Origin of the sequence: Stenotrophomonas sp. UBA7606, from assembly GCF_002477705.1 — a bacterium.
Taxonomy (GTDB): Bacteria; Pseudomonadota; Gammaproteobacteria; order Xanthomonadales; family Xanthomonadaceae; genus Stenotrophomonas.
This window is the reverse complement of the sequence record NZ_DLJW01000004.1, coordinates 23707-40996: the sequence shown is the minus strand read 5'-3', so window position 1 is coordinate 40996 and position 17290 is coordinate 23707. Positions and strand designations below refer to the sequence as shown.

Here is a 17290-nt window from a genome sequence, read left to right as displayed (position 1 = left end):
GCCGGCACATCCATGCAGTAGCTGCTGGCCAGCATCGGCTGGTACGGCATCTGGCTGCGGATGTGGTCGGCATAGCCGAATGCCGGGCCGATGCCGAAGATGCCGGCCGGGCTGCGGCCATCGCCTTCCTGCTTGTGCGGGCCGGTCTGCTGCGCGGCATGCAGGCCGAGGCCCCAGGCACTGCCGTTGCGACCAAGGGCGACGGCGAAGCCCTCGCCATGCGGCTGCCAACCGTGTGCGCCGCGCTCAAAGGCCTGCAGGTTCCCCTGCGTTGCGTCCCAGCCGGGGGCGGTGACGACGATCAGCTGCTGAGCTTCCTGCAGCGGCGTGGTGGCTGCGGCGATGGGCGCGGCGATCAGCAGCAGGCAGCCGAGCAGGTGGCGGGGGTGGCGCTGGAGGAAGCGGGTCATGGCGAAGAGTCCTGGCTCAGTTGTCGATCAGTTGCTGGATGCGTTCCTGGTTCATGGCCAGCTGCCGCTGCCTGTCGGGGTTGGCCTGGCAGAGCAGCACGAACACGAAATCCAGCAGGTATTGCAGCGAGCTGCGGTAGAGCAGCTGGGCAATGGGCGGTTGCGGGTCATGCGCGCAGATGGCCAAGGCGGCATCTGCATGTGCGCGCAGCGGGTTGGCGGTGTGGCGGGTGATGGACACCACCTTGCCGCCCACCTCCTGGAACTGACGGGAGAGCTGCCACAGCTGCGGCAGCTTGCCGAACTCGGAAAACACTAACAGCACATCGCCGGGCCGCGCGGCGGCCAGGTTGGCGGTCATCAGGATGGGGTCGGCGTGCTGCACGGTAAGGATGCCCAGCAGCGACAGGCGCATGGCGAACTCACGGGCGTACAGGCCGTCGTCGCCCAGGCCATAGATGAAGACCTTGGGCGCGGTATCGACCAGGGCGATGACGGCTTCGACGTCGGCCTGCGCATTGGCGGCCATGGTTTCTTCTTCGGCGGCGAGTTTGGCACGGCGCAGGGTTTCGGCGACAAGCAGGTAGCCGCCGGGTTGGTCCTCGGGCGGCCAGCGCGTGCTTTCACCGTTACCGGCGGCGGCAACGGCGGCGCCGACCGAGTACTTCAGGTCGGGATAACCCTTGAAGCCCAGCTTCTGGCTGAACTTGACCACGCTGGACTGGCTGATATCCAGGGCGTTGGCCAGTTGCTGGGAGGAGTAGTCGCGCAGCAGGTGGGCGTTGTCGAGGATGAAATCGGCGATGCGACGTTCGATGGCCGACATCTGTTCGCGTTCAGAGCGGATTTTTACCAGAGGTGGCATGGGCGTAGGGATGGCTATCTGCCGAAGACTTTAAGGGATTGCGCAAGCAAGTGGAGCAGCACTGCTGTTTTCGCCGTTGCTCCATAGCCCCTCTCCTCCGAAGCAGAAGAGGGGTTGGGGTGAGGGCGCTTTGGGCTTTCGCCTGTGCCCGTGTCTTTGCTCCAGCCCCCTCCCTTGCACGAAGTGCAGGGGAGGGTTGGGGAGGGGTAGCTGTTGCCCTTGCCTTTGATCTGCCAGCTCCATCGCTGCGGAAGGGGACCCGGTGGGGCGAGAGCTTGAGCCACAGCAACAGCAACAGCCGAAACTACCTCTCCCCAACGTTCTCCTGCGCTGCGCGCAAGGGAGGGGGCTGGAGCAGAAGCAGAAGACAGAGCGATTCCCGCCTTCGCGGGAATGACGGTTTCTTGCTGCGTGAGAATGGTGGTGTCGTGTCGCGTGAGGTCGCGGGAACGCTTTTTCCAAAAAAAAACAGCACCGGGCTTTGCCGGTGCTGTTGTTTCCACCTGCGCGACCACGGCGGCGGCAACCGGGGAGAGAACGGTTGCCGCCGCCTGCGTGATCACGGCTTGATCATCTCCAGCCCGCGTACCTCGACGATGCCCAGGCCGGGGGCGTCGGTGATGCTGATCTCCGATTCGTTGAAGATCACACCGCCCACCACCGGGTTGAACTGGCTCAGCGAGGGGCCGTCCAGGTCCACCTTGCTGATCGCGCCGGACTTGGCCACGCCCAGGTGTACCGCCGCCGCAACGCTGATGCTGGATTCCAGCATGCAGCCGATCATGCACGGCACGCCGTACAACGAGGCGATATCGGCAATCTTGATCGCATTGGAAATGCCGCCGGTCTTCATCAGCTTGATGTTGATGATGTCGGCTGCGCCCTGCTGGATCAGGTCGAATACCTGGTGCGGACTGAACACGCTCTCATCGGCCATCACCGGCGTGTTGACGCGTTCGGTGACGTACTTCATGCCGGCGATGTCCGCCGCCTTCACGGGCTGTTCCAGCAGCTCCAGCACCACGCCGGCGTTCTCCAGCACGTTCATGGCATACACCGCCTGCTTGGCGGTCCAGCCCTGGTTGGCGTCCAGGCGCAGCAAGGCGCGGCCTTCGACCGCGGCATGGATGGCCTTGACCCGCTCGATGTCCAGGCCGATGTCCTTGCCGACCTTGATCTTCAGCGACTCGAAGCCGCGGTCCAGCGCCGACAGCGAATCGGCCACCATCTTGTCGATGTAGTCCACGCTGATGGTGATATCGGTGGTGATCACCGGGTCGCCACCGCCCAGCATCTGGTACAGCGGTGCCTTGTGCAGCTGCGCCCACAGGTCGTAGATGGCGATCTCCACCGCCGCCTTGGCGCTGGTATTGCGCTCCATCGCGCCCTGGATGAGCCCGCAGATGCGGTTGAGGTTGCTGATGTCCTCGCCAATCAGGCGCGGCTTGATGAAGGTGTTGATGGCTTCGATGATCGAGCCATGGGTGTCACCGGTGATCACCGCGGTGGCCGGCGCCTCGCCGTAGCCGGTATGGCCGGTGTCGGTGCGCACCAGCACCACGATGTCCTCCACCGTTTCCACGGTGCGCAGCGCGGTCTTGAACGGGGTTTTCAGCGGCACGCGGAGCATGCCCAGTTCGATGTCGGTGATCTTCATTTGGTGTCTTGCAGGCGGATGCGCTGGATGTTGGTCATGCGGTCGATGTAGCTGGCGGTGTCGCTGGCCATCATCGGCTGCAGCGGGGTCACCGAGACGCCGTTGAGGCTGGCATGCACGCGCTTGCCGCTGCCGTCGAACCAGCTGCCGCCGGAGGTGTCGTGGATCACCCAGGTCATGCCGTTGGCTTCGCCCAGCATCATCATCACGTGGCCGGGGATGTAGATCAGGTCGCCCACCTGCAGCTTGGCGATGGCCTCGTTGCGCTTGGCCTTGCCGTCCTTGTCGGTGAACGGCAGGCGGTCCAGCGCCGGGCTGATCGCCTGCGCGCTGGTATTGCGCGGCAGCAACACGCCGAAGCTGCGGTAGATCTCGGACACGAAGCCGCTGCAATCGCGGGTGTCATAGGAATGGCCCCAGCCATAGCGTTCGCCAAGGAACTTGAAGGCCTGGGTGATCAGGTTGGCCTGGGTCAGCGGCAGGTAATCGCTGGACGATTCCTGCGAGCGCGGCAGCAGGGCCGGCACCAGCGCCAGGCTGCCATCGTCATTGCGCACCGGCAGCTGGATCACGTGGCCGGCATGCGCCTGCTGGCCGTTGACTGGATCCATCACCGGCCAATCCGCCAGTACCGGTACGCGCACGCCCATTTCCAGCTGCAGGTCGGAGACGCGCGGTTCTTCCGGGGTATGTGCGGTGAACGCCTTGCCGGCGGTGATCACTCGGTACGGGCCGGTGGCACCGTAGCCGAACACCTGCTCGGCACTGCCGACGCCGACAAAGCGCTTTTCCATCCAGGCGGCGTAACGCTCACTGGCAACAAACACCCACTTGCCGTCGGCGCTCTCGTGCAGCACTGCTACCGCGTCACCGGGGAACAGTGCCGACTCCTGGAAACGGTCGATATCGGTATCGCCCTGGCTGCTGAACACGCGCAGCTCGGTGGGGAAGGCGCGCAGCGCGGCGCGGTGGACCACCAGGCCGTACTGGATCGGGCGCGTGGCCGGGATCGCATCCAGGCCCAGGTTGGCGGTCACCGCCTGCAGCTGGGCGGCGCTGACCTGCTTGCCCTGCACGTCGTACAGGGTGCGGGTGGGGGCCTTGGAAATGCCGGCGATGTGCTCGCGGACCAGTACTTGTGGCAGTAGTGCCGGCAAGGCGCGCAGATCGATGATGGAGCCGTCCAGCTGGCGCATGCGCGTGTTCTGCGCCTGGATCGCGGCACGGTCCAGGATCAGCGCGTTGGCATTGGGCAGCTTGGCGATCCAGGGCTGCGGTGCCAGCAGGGCATCTTCCAGGCCAATGATGCCGGCATAGCTGGCAGGTGCCGGGCTGGCCGGCGGGGACAGCGCAAACGCCGGGCCCGCGCACAGCGCGGCGGCGAGGATCAGCGCCCGGGACAACGGCGCTAGGCGCTGGGATGGCGACGGCATGGCAGGCATTGGGTAGCTCCCCTCAGTGATGCTCTGGAATATTTATTCCTTTCTTCCATTAAAGCAAGAATAAATTATTGACCGGGTGCTGGGTGCGTGTTACACAGCTGTAACCACCCTGCACGTGGAAGTGTTGCCGTGGCATCAACCGCCGATTCTGCCTGCTTTGCCCGTGTTCCGTCCGCCCGCAAGGTCCTGTGCGCTGCATTGTGCGTGGGGCTGGCTTGGGCCGTACATGCCGGTGAAGGCCCGTTGAAGCCGTTGCCCGAGCTTGTGGCGCGCGTGGATGGGGGTGACTTTGCTGGTGCCCAGACCGAGATCGACAAGGCGCTGAAGGCCCCCGGACTGGACGCCGATACGCGTGCGGCCTATCTGTTCCAGCAGGAGCGCATGCGTCGCATCCGCCTGGATTTCACTCTCGATGAGGCGCAGGCCAAGGCCGCCGTGCGCAAGTCGGTGCCGGATCTTCGCGAAGAGGAGTTCAAGGCCTGGGATGACGCGGGCCTGATCGAACACCTGGACATCGATGGCCAGCGTCGCTGGTTCAAGCGCGCGCCGAACAATCTGTTCCTGTTCAGTGCCGAGGCCTCCAATCGGCGGCCGCCGGACAAGCGTGTTTCCCGGCCCGGCCCCTACGAGCGACTGGGTTCGCACCATATCGAGGTGATCAAGGCATCCGAGCAGAGTGGCCAGACCAGCATCAGCCCGCGGCGCGTGCGTATCACACAGTCCATCAAGGTGGATGCCGATGCAGTCCCGGCGGGGGAAACGGTACGGGCCTGGCTGCCGTATCCGCGCTCGATACTTGGCCAGCAGGACAACATCCAATGGCTGGGCAGCGTGCCGCAGGGCGCGCGGATTGCGCCGGAAGATACCTTGCAGCGCACGGCCTATCTCGAACGCAAGGCCGTCGCCGGCACGCCGACCGAGTTCTCGGTGAGCTATGAGCTGACGATTTCCGCGCGTCGCTTCATCATCGATCCGGACAAGGTGCAGCCGACACCGCGGGATCCCGCGCTGGCCCCCTACCTGGCCGAGCGCGCCCCGCATGTGGTGTTCACCCCGGCCATGCGCGAATTCTCGCGCAGGGCGGTAGGCAATGAAACCAACCCTTACCGCATCGCCAAGAAGCTGTTCGATGCGGTGGATGCGATCCCGTGGGGCGGTGCCCGCGAATACTCGACGATCAGCAACATCTCCGACTACGCATTGCACGCAGGCCATGCCGATTGCGGGCAGCAGACCTTGCTGCTGATTTCGCTGCTGCGCATGAACGGCATCCCGGCGCGTTGGCAGTCGGGCATGGTGTATTCGGACAACGAGGTTGGCTACAACAACCTGCACGATTGGGGCGCGCTCTATCTTGCGCCCTACGGCTGGGTGCCGATGGATGTAAGCACGGGTGCTTTGGACAGCGATCAACCCGAGCAGCGCAATTTCTATTTCGGCGGGCTGGATGCCTACCGCATCGCGTTCAACGATGACTATTCCCGTGCGTTCGTGCCGGCCAAGCAGCACTTCCGCTCGGAGACCGTTGATCTGCAACGAGGTGAGGTTGAGTGGGAAGGGGGGAACCTTTACTTCAACCAGTGGCAATACGACTTCCAGTCGCAGGTTCTGGCGCCGGAGTCCAAGTAATAGCACGTGGTAACCGTTGTTTTACTTACCGATCTACATCTGCAGGAGAGAGCAGGGGATGAACAGGAAAATGTTGAAAAAGGCGGCGCTGACCGTCGCATTGGGTGCGTGTCTGGGCGTGATGGCGCCGAGCGTGATGGCACAGAGTGCGAGCGGTGCCATCGCCGGCCGCGCCAGTTCCGGTGACCAGATCACCATCGTGAACAAGTCCACCGGCCTGACCCGCAGCGTCACCGTCGGCAGCGATGGTTCCTATCGCTTGAGCCAGTTGCCGGTGGGCGACTACAGCCTGCAGGTGACGCGTGACGGACAGACCGACAAGGAACCGCTGGCCGTCAACGTGTCGCTGGGCGGTACCACCACGGTCAACCTCGGTGGCGGCGACAGCGGCGCGGTAACGCTGGATTCGGTGCAGGTGACCGGCTCCAAGATCGTCAACCGGGTTGATGTTTACTCCACCGAATCCTCGTTCAACATCAAGCGCGAAGAACTGGCGCGCATGCCGGTTGACCAGAGCGTTACAGCGGTCGCATTGCTGGCGCCGGGCGTAGTCGATTCCGGCTCGAGCTTTGGTGGCTTGAGCTTTGGCGGTTCGTCCGTGGCCGAGAACGTGGCCTACATCAACGGCCTGAACGTCACCGATCCGTACCGCCGCCAGGGTTTCTCCGAGGTCCCCTTCAATTTCTATGAAGAGTTCCAGATCAAGACCGGTGGTTACTCGGCCGAGTTCGGCCGCAGCACCGGTGGCGTCATCAATGCCATCACCCGTTCGGGCGGCAATGAATTCAAGGGCGGCGTGCAGGTCACCATGGAGCCGTCGGCATGGGCTTCGGACCGCAAGGATCATTTCCATAGCGATGGCACCATTGACGAGCGTGACCGTACCAGCCGCGATCGCGCCCCGCTGACCAAGACCAATGTGTGGGCGTCTGGTCCGATCATGCAGGACAAGTTGTTCTTCTTTGCGATGTACGAGAACCGCGACAGCAACTCGCAGGACATCGATACCAGTGAGGCGTGGAAGACCAAGAGCAATAACGATTTCTGGGGTACCAAGCTCGATTGGCGCATCAACGACAATCACCTGCTGGAGCTGCTTGCATTCTCCGACAAGACAGATTCGCTAAAAACCAGCTACGGCGGCGAGGAATACGACTGGAACACGCACAATCTGGGTGAGTCCACTGGCGAAAGTATCGGGTCCTCTGGCGGTGATAACTGGTCGTTGACGTATACCGGCCATCTGACTGATAACTTCGTCGCCAAGGCGATGTATGGCGTCAACAAGCGCAGCGTGGGTAACAGCAGCCCCATGGATGGTGAATGCAGCATCTTCACTGTGGCATCCAGCTACACCGAAGTATATGGTGATCAGAAAGGCGTGGGCTGCCATCCGACCAACGAAGCCATCGGCAACCGTGAAGACAAGCGTGAAGCGGCGCGCTTGGACTTTGAATGGACCCTTGGCGATCACCTGATTCGTTTCGGTCTGGACCAGGAGGTAATGGATTCCGTCAGCTCGGCGCGCTACCCGGGCGATGGATTTATGTATCAAGTGCTGCGGGTCGACGCGGGCAGTGCGGTGAACGGAACGGTGCTGCCTCCGGGTGTCACCGATTTCGTCGACGCGCGCTATAAGGTTACCGGTGCGCCGGTCAGCACAAAGGCGCAGGCCTTCTATCTGGAAGACAACTGGAACGTCACCCCGAACCTGTTGTTGAACCTCGGCGTGCGTTTCGACCAGTTCCACAACAAGTTGGCCTCGGGCGCCACCTTCGCCAAGTCCAAGTTCAACGACATGATCTCGCCGCGCCTGGGCTTCAGCTGGGACGTGAAGGGTGACGGTTCGATGAAGGTGTTCGGCAATGCGGGCCGTTATTACACGCCACTGACCAACAAGCTCACCGACTACTTCGGTGGCGGCACCACCGATGAACACACCTACTACGTGCTCGATGGCTGGGAGCAGAGGCAGGACTCCAACGGCAATACCTACAAGGTACCGGTACTCGGCCAGCAGATCGGGCCGGTTAACACCGATAACAATGCGCCGGCACCGACGGATATGCGTACCGCTGTCGCACGTGATCTGAAGCAGGTGTTCCAGGACGAGTACATCCTGGGCTTCCAGCAGGCAATCAACGAGGAATGGTCGTACGGTGTCAACGCAACCTACCGTCGTATGACACGTGCCGTGGAAGATGCTCGCATCAACCATGTGGAAGGCTGCGACTGGTATTCCTCGGGCAAGTGGCCAATCATCAACCCGGGTGAAACCAATGAGCTGTGGTGCCCGAGTACAAACAGCTGGATGACGCTGGACTCGTCCAAGGACGGCTACAAGGCCTCGGGTAGCGGCACCATCATGGGGTACAAGCGACCCAAGCGTACCTACAAGGCGCTTGAGTTCCAGATCGACCGCGCCTGGAATGACAAGTGGTCATTCAATGCCAGCTACCTGCTGTCCAAGAGCGAAGGCAACATCGAAGGGCCGGTCAATTCCGACACCGGCTACAACGACACCAACCTGGTGCAGTACTACGATCACCCGGCGGTCAACGAGCGCTTCGGCGTGACGTTCAATGACGCCCGCCACCAGTTCAAGCTGCGCGGTGCGTACAAGTTGAACGAGCAGTGGTCCTTCGGCAGCACGCTGACGGCCCGGTCGGGTGGCCCGATCACCGCGTTCGGCGTGGTGTGGCCCAACGACAACCGCAATGCCGGTGGCCCGGGTGAATACAGTGGTGGTGGCTCCGGTTGGCTGTGCAAGGCCAATTGTTCGGATTGGGCCAACCGTGAGCTGGAGTATTCCGGGCGGGGTGCATTTGGCCGTATGCCTTGGGTGATCGACCTCGGAGCCAGTGTGATGTGGACGTTGCCGGTGGAAGGTATCGATCTGACGGCGCGCCTGTCGGTCTATAACCTCCTCAACCGGCAGACGGTGGTCAATGTGCACTCCCGCTACGAGAGCACACCGGGTACGAAGATGTCTTACTTCGGTGAAGGCACCAATTGGCAGGCGCCGCGTTACACCAACCTGGTCGTGACCTGGAACTTCTGATGTAGCTTGTAAGGACGGCCCGCCTCGGCGGGCCGTCCGCGTTTGGGAAAGAGGAAACGGTATGAAACTGCGAAGCTTGTGGGTTGCAGCAGGCTTGCTGCTGACCGGCCCGGTCACTGCGGCGGAGGGCGACCAAGCACGCTTTGATGCCCTGCTCGACCAGGCCACGCAGCGCTATCACTTGCCCGGTATTGCCATGGGTGTGATCGACGATGGCAAGGTCATCTATCGCGGCACCCGCGGTGAACTGGCCGCTGGCGAGGGAGCAGCAGTCAACGACGACAGCCTGTTCAAGATCGCCTCCAACACCAAGGCGATGACCGCCGCGGTGCTGGCGCGCCTGGTACAGGCCGGCAAGCTGCGCTGGGAGGACCCGGTCACCAAGCATCTGCCGCAGTTCCGCATGCAGGACCCGTGGGTAACGCGCAACATGCAGGTGCGTGACCTGTTGATCCACAACAGCGGTCTGGGCCTGGGCGCAGGCGACCTGATGCTGTGGCCGGAGCCGAACAATTTTGATCGCAACGACATCATCGCCGGACTGGCCCACCTGAAGCCGGCCGGCAGTTTCCGCAGCGATTACGCCTACGACAATCTGTTGTACGTGGTCGCCGGTGAGGTCGCAGCGGCGGCAGCGGGCAAGCCGTATGCACAGCTGGTGCGCGAGGAGATTTTCCAGCCGCTGGGCATGCAGCGCTGCCAGGTAGGTGCATGGTCACCGGCGGCTGTGGGCAATATCGCCCGGCCGCATCAGCGCGATGGCAACCGCAATATCGCTGCCGAACGCGATCCTGCACAGGTCAGCGATTTCCCCTCGATGGCTGCCGGCGGTGTGCGCTGCAGCCTCAACGACATGTTGCGCTGGATGCAGGTGTTGCTGGACCCGGCGCAGGCCCCCGGCTGGCTGGATGCCACGCAACGCCAGGCACTGTGGACGGCGCATATGCCGATGCCGATCAGCCAACGCCTGCGCGATTGGGACAACACCCACTTCCATGCCTATGGGTATGGCTGGCGGCTGTCCGACATGGATGGCCAGTGGAAGGTGGCCCACACCGGCACACTGTCCGGCATGTACTCCTCGCTGGCGCTGCTGCCGGATATGAAAACCGGCGTGGTGATGTTGATCAATGGCGAAGGCGAGGAAGCCCGCACCGCCTTGATGCAGGCCATGCTCAAGCACTACACGGCGCCAGCGCAGCAGCATGATGTGCTGCACTACGCCGGGCTGATGGAGCAGGCCGCTGTACAACGGCGTTCGGCCGGCCATGTGCGGCCTTCCTTGCCCACGGCCCGTCCGGCAACTGTGGCCGAGTTCGGTGACAGGGCCGGCATCTGGCGCGATCCCTGGTTTGGTGAGGTGACGCTGTGCCCGCGTGATGGCAAGCTGCAGTTCGTGTCAGCCAGATCGCCGCGCATGAGCGGGCAGGTGATGCGTGCGGACGAGCGCTGGTATGTGGCCTGGCAGGGCCTGGGCGAGGATGCCGATGCCTGGCTGGAATTTGCAGGCGATGCACAGCACCCGTTGCTGCACCTTCGTGCTATCGACCCGGATATCGACTTCAGCTATGACTACCCCGACCTGGAATTCCAACGCCATGGCGACTGCCGCTAGCACCCTGCTTGGCCTGCTGGTCGCACTGCCGCTGCCGCTGCCACTGCTGGCGCAGCAGGTGCAGGTGTCGCCTGCAACGTCACCGGCACAGGCCGGCATCGTCGATGTCACCACCTTGGCGCCGGATATCGCGCTGGATATCCGCTATGCGGGCAGCGACAACTTCACCGGACGGGTAGTGCCCGGTTACGAAGCCCCGCGCTGCTACCTGCTGCAGCCGGTGGCGCAGGCATTGGCGCGGGTGCAACGCGGCCTGCGGGCGCAGGGTTACCGGCTGCAGGTGTTTGACTGCTATCGGCCGGTGCACGCGGTGCAGGCCTTCGTGGCCTGGGTGCACGACGCCAACGACCAGATTGCCAAGCCACGCTATTACCCCAACGTCGACAAGCGCCAGCTGCTGGACGGCTACATCGCTGAAACCTCGGGCCACAGCCGTGCGGCAACGGTGGATATTGGCGTGCTGGATTGCCGTGCGGGCAGCTGCACGGCGCTGGACATGGGCACCGGCTTCGACCGTTTCGATCCCATGGCGCATACCGCCAGCCCGCAGATCAGCAGCGTGCAGAAGCAGAATCGGCAGTTGCTGCTGGATGCCATGCAGGCACAGGGGTTTGCCAACTATCCGATGGAGTGGTGGCACTACACGTTCAAACCCGAACCCACGCCCGGTACGTCTTACGATTTCCCCGTGCGCTAGGCAGGGCAGGGGCAGGTAGACTGCGCTGCCCCATCAGGACTTCACCCGCGCCAATGAATCTGGTTCTGCATTACGGCCTGTTGGGCTCGCTGGAAGCGGGCCTCATCGCCTTGGCGATCGGCTTTGCCGTGTTTGCGCTGCTGTGGCAGCTGGGGCGGCGCGCTGGTCTGTCGCATGGCCACGTGATCGGCTTTGCCTGCCTGCTGGGCGCCGCCATCGGTGCCGGAGTGGACAGCTGGAAGCTGTTCTCGCTGGGCATGGTGCGGTTGGAGTCGCCGCTGTATGCGCGGTTGGCCTTGGCCAGCATCCATGATCCGGACCAGTTGGGCACCCGCGTGCTGCTGGAGTTGATCGGCGTGTTGAGTGGTGTCGGCCTGGGTTGGTGGTTGTTCAGTTCCAGGGAAGCAGGAAAAGACACCACCGGTGGTGCTTAATCACCGTTGTTCCTCGCAATAGTGGCGCTGGGCGGAACACTTGAATTCCGTGCTTACGATCACTTCACCCGTGGCTAACTGCCGCCTAGCGGGAGCGGGCGTGCAAGTGGTTAACACCTTGTTTGCCGCCGATCTGCGGCAGATGTGCGATTCAGTTGCAGCTTGTCAGGGTGGGGCCGTGCGGAAAACACCGCGCTTTCCACAACAGACGAGGAAGACCTGATGAGCATTCGTAATCGCACTCCGCTGTTCGCCCTGGTTGCCATTGTGGGTTCTGCCCTGGCCGCACCGGTCATGGCCCAGGACGCAACGGCGCAGGCGCAGGCACAGCAGGCCCAGCAGTCTGCAGCACAGGCGCAGGACGCCGCCGCCGATGCCTCGGCCAGCGCGGCGGAAGCCTCCGCAGCAGCCCAGGGTGGGCAGAGCTGGGCCAGCGTGGACACCGACGGTGACGGCAGCATCAGCAAGACCGAAGCCACTGCCAATGCAGGCCTGGCACAGGTGTTCGACCAGGCAGATGCCGACAAGGACGGCAAGCTGACCGTGGAGGAATACCGCGCCTTCGCGGCCACCCAGCAGAAATAAGCCATCACCGAGCGGGATGGGCGGGGCCGCTTGCCATGGGCCCCTCCCATCCCCTGTGCTCGGGCTGCGCTGCGGCCCTGGCCCAGTCCCGGCTCCCTGGCCTCACACTATCAGCTGCTGCATGACCGGCTCCGGCAATGTGTAAGCGCAGGGCAGGTTGCTATCCTGTGCGGCATGACTACCCAGACCTCCCCCTCCGCCATCGGCCTGGTCGGCTTTGACGGCGATGACACGCTCTGGAAGAGCGAAGACTATTACCAGAAGGCCGAGCACGAGTTTGGCCAGATCCTGGGCAACTACATCGACCTGCACGATGCAGGCACCGCCCAGCACCTGCTCAAGGTGCAGCGGCGCAATCTTGGTGTGTTTGGTTACGGCGCCAAGGGCATGACCCTGTCGATGCTGGAAGCGGCCATCGAGCTCACCGACGAAAAGATCTCCGCCCACGACCTGCGCCAGATCGTCGAGATCGGCCGGCGTACCCTGGAACACCCGGTGGATGTCATCGACGGTGTACGGGACGCGGTGGCCGCCATCGCCGCCGAGTTCCCGGTGGTGTTGATCACCAAGGGCGACCTGTTCCATCAGGAACAGAAGATCGAACGCTCCGGCCTGCTGGATCTATTCCCGCGCATCGAGATCGTCTCGGAGAAGGATCAGAACACCTATGCCAAGGTGCTGGCCGAGTTCAATATCCCGGCCGACCGTTTCATCATGGTGGGCAACTCGCTGCGGTCGGATATCGAGCCGGTGCTGGGCCTCGGCGGCTGGGGCATCCACACCCCCTATGCGATGACCTGGGCGCACGAAGCCGAGCACGGTGTGTCCGACAACGAACCCCGTCTGCACCATGCCGATACGGCCCACCAGTGGCCCGAAGCCGTGCGTGCGGTGGCGGCGCAGGCTGCGCAGGGTCACTGAGATGCCGCACCGGCTGCCGCCCGCGTGTTGCCTGCCGGCACGGCTTGGCCTGTTGGTCGGCGTGCTGCTGGCTGCCGGGCCGCTGCCGCTTGCCGCACAACCCCGGCCCGCTGCGGTGGCGGAAGCGCCGGCGGCAGATGCTGGCACCGGCGATGTCTGGGTGGACCGCCAGCTGGCGGATATCAATGCCTACGCAGCGCGCTACCCGGATGCCTTCATCGATGAGCTGACGCGCTATGCCGGCGCGCGGCCGGGCTATATGCAGGCCTTGATGGACAGCCATGGCTGGACGCCTGCGGACGTCTATTTCGCCTGCTTCTGGGGCCATGTCAGCAAGCAGGGCTGCCGGGCCTTGGTGCGCGCCCGCAGCCAGTTGCCCGGTGCGGGTTGGAAGGCGGTCGTCGACAGCCTGCAGCCACCGGCCGAAAACCTGCAGTGGCGCGCATTGCGCCACGCCATCGTCGCCAGCTACGACCACTGGGACCGGCCGATCAGCCTGGACGCTCTGCTGCAACGCCAGCTGGGCGACCGCGACAAGCGGGACGCAGCCGCGCGCCAGGCCGCTGGCGGCTGAACCCGGCAGGCAATTGCTGGTGATGGATAGGCGAGGCACCGGGTTCCGGGCGAGAATGGCGGCTCCTTCGATTCCGCGCCAGCGCGCCCTGTCATGACCGCCGACCGTTTCGTATCGCCCGACCATATCCGCAGCCTGTTCTCGCAGGCGATGTCGCACATGTACCGCACCGAAGTGCCGCTGTACGGCACCCTGGTGGAACTGGTGGGGGCGATCAACGAACAGGTGCTGGCCGCACAGCCGGCACTGGCCGAGCAGATGCAGCGCAGTGGTGAACGCGATCGCCTGGACGTGGAACGTCACGGCGCCATCCGCGTGGGTACCGCCGAGGAGCTGTCCACCCTGCGTCGCCTGTTCGCGGTGATGGGCATGCAGCCGGTGGGTTATTACGACCTGTCGGTGGCCGGCGTGCCGGTGCATTCCACCGCCTTCCGCCCGGTGGATGGGGAGTCGCTGAACCGCAATCCGTTCCGCGTGTTCACCTCGCTGCTGCGGCTGGAACTGATCGAGGATGCGGCGCTGCGCGCGCAGGCGGCCGAGATCCTGGCCCGGCGCAACATCTTCACCCCGGGCGCGCTGCAGTTGATCGACCAGTGCGAGCGCGAGGGCGGCTTGAGCGAGGACGATGCCTGGCGCTTTGTCGTCGAGTCGCTGGAAACCTTCCGCTGGCACAACGAGGCAACGGTGTCCTTGCAGACCTACCATGCGTTGCATGGCGCGCATCGGCTGGTGGCGGACGTGGTCAGCTTCCGCGGTCCGCACATCAACCACCTCACCCCGCGCACGCTGGACATCGATGCCGCACAGGCGGCAATGCATGAGCGTGGGCTGGCTGCGAAGGCGGTGATTGAAGGCCCGCCGCGCCGTGACTGCGCCATCCTGCTGCGCCAGACCAGCTTCAAGGCATTGGAGGAGATGGTGCACTTCCCCTCCGGCGCCGACAACGAAGCCGGCACCCATACCGCACGCTTTGGTGAGATCGAGCAGCGTGGCCTGGCGCTCACGCCCAAGGGGCGCGCACTGTACGACGCCCTGCTGGCCGAAGCCCGTGGCGGTGCCGGCAGCACCGGGGGCGATTACATGCAACGCCTGCAGGAGGCCTTTGCCGCATTCCCGGACACGCATGCGGTGCTGCGCCGCGAAGGCCTGGGCTACTACCGCTATCGCCTGACCGATGCCGGCCGCGCTGCCACTGCCCAGCAACGTGCGCTGCCTGCCGAGGTATTGATCGAACAGGGCCTGGCCACTGCAGACCCGATCATCTACGAGGACTTCCTGCCGGTCAGTGCCGCAGGCATCTTCCAGTCCAACCTCGGTGGCGATGAGCAGCGCGCCTATGCCGCACGTGCCAACCGCGATGCCTTCGAGCAGGCGCTGGGTGCCACCGTCAGCGATGAGTTCACCATCTACGAGCGCCTGCAGGCCGAGTCGTTGGACAGCCTGCGCGGCTGAGGCCGGCGCTTGCCGCAGGGAGGGGGCGGGGCGTTATGCTCCGCCCATCCCGAGGCAAGGAGTTGGCCCATGCGGTTGCAGGCTTGTGTAGTGCTGGTACTGATAACGGCGGTGTCGGCCGCTTGTTCCCACAAGGTGGCGCAGGCCCCGGCTTACGACTACGTAACACCCCCTTCGCCGCCCGCCCCGCAGGCACCCATGCTGTTTCGCAGTGCGGCCCCGGGGGCGGTGGTCGTCACCGGCAGTGTGTTGGCGCCGGACGTCAATACCGAGGTCTACGAGCGCCCGGCCGATAACCCGGTCAAGCGTACCACCGAGCAGCCGGTTTCAACGTTTTCGGTGGATGTGGATACCGGCAGTTACAGTAATGTGCGTCGCATGCTGGAAGCGGGCGTTCGCCCTCCGGCAGATGCGGTGCGTGCGGAAGAGTTCATCAACTACTTCAATTACGGCTATGCGGTCCCCCCCGACAAGTCGGTGCCGTTCCGTGTGCATACCGAACTTGCCAAGGCACCGTGGGATGCACGCAGGCAGGTGTTGATGATCGGCATCAAGGGCTATGAACAATCGCGCGCCAGTCTGCCCGCGATGAACCTCGTGTTCCTGATCGACACCTCGGGGTCGATGTACTCGCCGGACAAGCTGCCCCTGCTCAAGCGCGCCTTCGCCCAGCTGGTGCCACAGCTGCGCGCGCAGGACAAGGTGGCCATCGTCACCTATGCAGGCTCGGCAGGGCTGGTGCTGGAGCCCACCTCCGGCGACCAGCACGGCAAGATACTGGCGGCGCTGGAGAAGCTGCAGGCCGGTGGCAGCACCAATGGCGGCGCGGGCATCGAACTGGCCTATGCGATGGCGCGGCAATCCTTTGTCGAAGGCGGTGCCAACCGGGTGATTCTGGCCACCGATGGCGATTTCAACGTGGGCGTGGCCAACCGGCAAGCGCTGGAGACGCTGGTGGCGGACCGCCGCAAGAGTGGCATCGCGCTGACCACGCTGGGGTTTGGCGCCGGCAACTACAACGATGCGATGGCTGAGCGTCTGGCCGATGTTGGCGATGGCAACCATGCCTATATCGACAGCCTGTCCGAGGCGCGGCGGGTGCTGGTGCGGGAGATGGGCAGCACCTTGTTCACGATTGCGCGCGACGTGAAGATCCAGGTGGAGTTCAATCCGGCGCGGGTGGCCGAGTACCGTTTGATCGGTTATGAGAACCGTGTGCTCAACAACGAGGATTTCGCCAACGACAAGGTGGACGCCGGTGACATCGGTCCCGGCCATGAAGTGACGGCGTTGTACGAGATCGTGCCGGTGGGCAGCGGTGCCGAGCAGCTGCCGGCCTTGCGCTATGGCGACAAGCCGGCGCCGACGTCGGCCCATGCCGATGAAGTGGCCGATGTGCGCCTGCGCTACAAGCTGCCGGGGCAGGACAACAGTGCGTTGATCCGCCAGCCGGTGCTGGCCAGCACATTGCGGGCGACGCCGGGTGAGTCGTTGAGGTTTGCCTCGGCAGTGGCAGGTTTCGCCGATGCATTGCGTGGCGGTGAGCGGATGCCGGGTTGGAGCTGGGAACAGATCATCCTGACGGCCCGCGACGCGCGCGGTGACGATCCGGAAGGGGAGCGGGCGCAGTTCATCCAGTTGGTGAAGGCAGGGCAGGGACTGGTGGAGTCACCGGCCCGCGATGCATCAGCATTGGATTGATGTGCTGTGATGGGTGCTGCCTGTTCTGACAGCGATGGTCGGCCACGGATGTGATTTCTTCTTCCCCATTGCGATAGGCAAGGGAGGGCGGGTTTAGTACTACCGTGCTCTGCCGAATTCCCTGCCTGTGGCAGAGGAAGGGCGTTCCTGCCTGCTTCGGGGCGCATGTTGTGAGTTGCATGGGCAAGCAGCATCCGCGTAGCCCGGGTAAGCGCAGCGCACCCGGGCGCACGGTAACCGGGATGCT

At 64.0% G+C, this 17290-nt stretch carries 13 protein-coding genes and 1 pseudogene; 10 read left to right on the top strand and 4 right to left on the bottom strand.

Annotated elements, in window-relative coordinates:
- From B2527_RS01220 to B2527_RS01205, 4 genes and pseudogenes are all read right to left on the bottom strand, one after another.
- Positions 1-410, bottom strand: a pseudogene (locus B2527_RS01220) (hypothetical protein); the annotation flags it as partial.
- A gap of 16 nt (positions 411-426) precedes the next feature.
- Positions 427-1275 carry a MurR/RpiR family transcriptional regulator gene (locus B2527_RS01215; protein WP_293705657.1) on the bottom strand — a complete coding sequence of 283 codons (849 nt, stop codon included), beginning with the start codon at positions 1273-1275 and terminating at the stop codon, positions 427-429.
- A gap of 559 nt (positions 1276-1834) precedes the next feature.
- Positions 1835-2932 (bottom strand): dipeptide epimerase, encoded by a 1098-nt coding sequence (locus B2527_RS01210; RefSeq protein ID WP_293705656.1) that lies wholly within the window; start codon positions 2930-2932, stop codon positions 1835-1837.
- Positions 2929-4365, bottom strand: coding sequence for an SH3 domain-containing protein (locus tag B2527_RS01205; RefSeq protein WP_293705655.1), 1437 nt, complete (start codon positions 4363-4365; stop codon positions 2929-2931). Before B2527_RS01205 ends, B2527_RS01210 begins: the two co-directional genes overlap by 4 nt.
- A 138-nt stretch (positions 4366-4503) precedes the next feature.
- Here B2527_RS01205 and B2527_RS01200 point away from each other — a divergent pair, with 138 nt between their 5' ends.
- The 10 genes from B2527_RS01200 to B2527_RS01155 all read left to right on the top strand — a co-directional run bounded on the left by B2527_RS01200 (position 4504) and on the right by B2527_RS01155 (position 17043).
- Positions 4504-6003 carry a transglutaminase-like domain-containing protein gene (locus tag B2527_RS01200; protein ID WP_414716956.1) on the top strand — a complete coding sequence of 500 codons (1500 nt, stop codon included), beginning with the start codon at positions 4504-4506 and terminating at the stop codon, positions 6001-6003.
- A 58-nt stretch (positions 6004-6061) separates the two neighbouring features.
- Complete coding sequence (locus B2527_RS01195) at positions 6062-9064, top strand: TonB-dependent receptor (RefSeq protein WP_293705654.1); 3003 nt, start codon at positions 6062-6064, stop codon at positions 9062-9064.
- A gap of 61 nt (positions 9065-9125) precedes the next feature.
- Positions 9126-10679, top strand: coding sequence for a serine hydrolase domain-containing protein (locus tag B2527_RS01190; RefSeq protein ID WP_293705653.1), 1554 nt, complete (start codon positions 9126-9128; stop codon positions 10677-10679).
- Positions 10663-11376 (top strand): M15 family metallopeptidase, encoded by a 714-nt coding sequence (locus B2527_RS01185; protein WP_293705652.1) that lies wholly within the window; start codon positions 10663-10665, stop codon positions 11374-11376. Before B2527_RS01190 ends, B2527_RS01185 begins: the two co-directional genes overlap by 17 nt.
- Before the next feature lie 53 nt (positions 11377-11429).
- The gene (locus tag B2527_RS01180) at positions 11430-11810 is read left to right on the top strand and encodes a hypothetical protein (protein WP_293705651.1); all 381 of its coding nucleotides are present in this window, start codon (positions 11430-11432) and stop codon (positions 11808-11810) included.
- A 222-nt stretch (positions 11811-12032) separates the two neighbouring features.
- The gene (locus B2527_RS01175) at positions 12033-12395 is read left to right on the top strand and encodes an EF-hand domain-containing protein (RefSeq protein WP_293705650.1); all 363 of its coding nucleotides are present in this window, start codon (positions 12033-12035) and stop codon (positions 12393-12395) included.
- A gap of 174 nt (positions 12396-12569) precedes the next feature.
- On the top strand, positions 12570-13316 hold the full coding sequence (locus tag B2527_RS01170) for an HAD family hydrolase (RefSeq protein ID WP_293705649.1): 747 nt from the start codon (positions 12570-12572) through the stop codon (positions 13314-13316).
- Position 13317: 1 nt separating this feature from the next.
- Positions 13318-13890: a hypothetical protein gene (locus B2527_RS01165; RefSeq protein WP_293705648.1), complete on the top strand. Its 573-nt coding sequence runs from the start codon at positions 13318-13320 to the stop codon at positions 13888-13890.
- Between the two features lie 93 nt (positions 13891-13983).
- Positions 13984-15342, top strand: coding sequence for a 2-oxoadipate dioxygenase/decarboxylase HglS (gene hglS / locus B2527_RS01160; RefSeq protein WP_293705647.1), 1359 nt, complete (start codon positions 13984-13986; stop codon positions 15340-15342).
- A 198-nt stretch (positions 15343-15540) separates the two neighbouring features.
- Entirely contained in the window at positions 15541-17043 is a 1503-nt protein-coding gene (locus tag B2527_RS01155) for a VWA domain-containing protein (protein ID WP_343124731.1), read from the top strand.
- The last annotated feature ends 247 nt before the right edge of the window (positions 17044-17290 follow it).

Coding starts and splice junctions, on each gene's coding strand:
- B2527_RS01215 (WP_293705657.1), bottom strand. CDS start 1,275: ATGCCACCTCTGGTAAAAATCCGCTCTGAACGCGAACAGATGTCGGCC.
- B2527_RS01210 (WP_293705656.1), bottom strand. CDS start 2,932: ATGAAGATCACCGACATCGAACTGGGCATGCTCCGCGTGCCGCTGAAA.
- B2527_RS01205 (WP_293705655.1), bottom strand. CDS start 4,365: ATGCCGTCGCCATCCCAGCGCCTAGCGCCGTTGTCCCGGGCGCTGATC.
- B2527_RS01195 (WP_293705654.1), top strand. CDS start 6,062: ATGAACAGGAAAATGTTGAAAAAGGCGGCGCTGACCGTCGCATTGGGT.
- B2527_RS01190 (WP_293705653.1), top strand. CDS start 9,126: ATGAAACTGCGAAGCTTGTGGGTTGCAGCAGGCTTGCTGCTGACCGGC.
- B2527_RS01185 (WP_293705652.1), top strand. CDS start 10,663: ATGGCGACTGCCGCTAGCACCCTGCTTGGCCTGCTGGTCGCACTGCCG.
- B2527_RS01180 (WP_293705651.1), top strand. CDS start 11,430: ATGAATCTGGTTCTGCATTACGGCCTGTTGGGCTCGCTGGAAGCGGGC.
- B2527_RS01175 (WP_293705650.1), top strand. CDS start 12,033: ATGAGCATTCGTAATCGCACTCCGCTGTTCGCCCTGGTTGCCATTGTG.
- B2527_RS01170 (WP_293705649.1), top strand. CDS start 12,570: ATGACTACCCAGACCTCCCCCTCCGCCATCGGCCTGGTCGGCTTTGAC.
- B2527_RS01165 (WP_293705648.1), top strand. CDS start 13,318: ATGCCGCACCGGCTGCCGCCCGCGTGTTGCCTGCCGGCACGGCTTGGC.
- hglS (WP_293705647.1), top strand. CDS start 13,984: ATGACCGCCGACCGTTTCGTATCGCCCGACCATATCCGCAGCCTGTTC.
- B2527_RS01155 (WP_343124731.1), top strand. CDS start 15,541: ATGCTGTTTCGCAGTGCGGCCCCGGGGGCGGTGGTCGTCACCGGCAGT.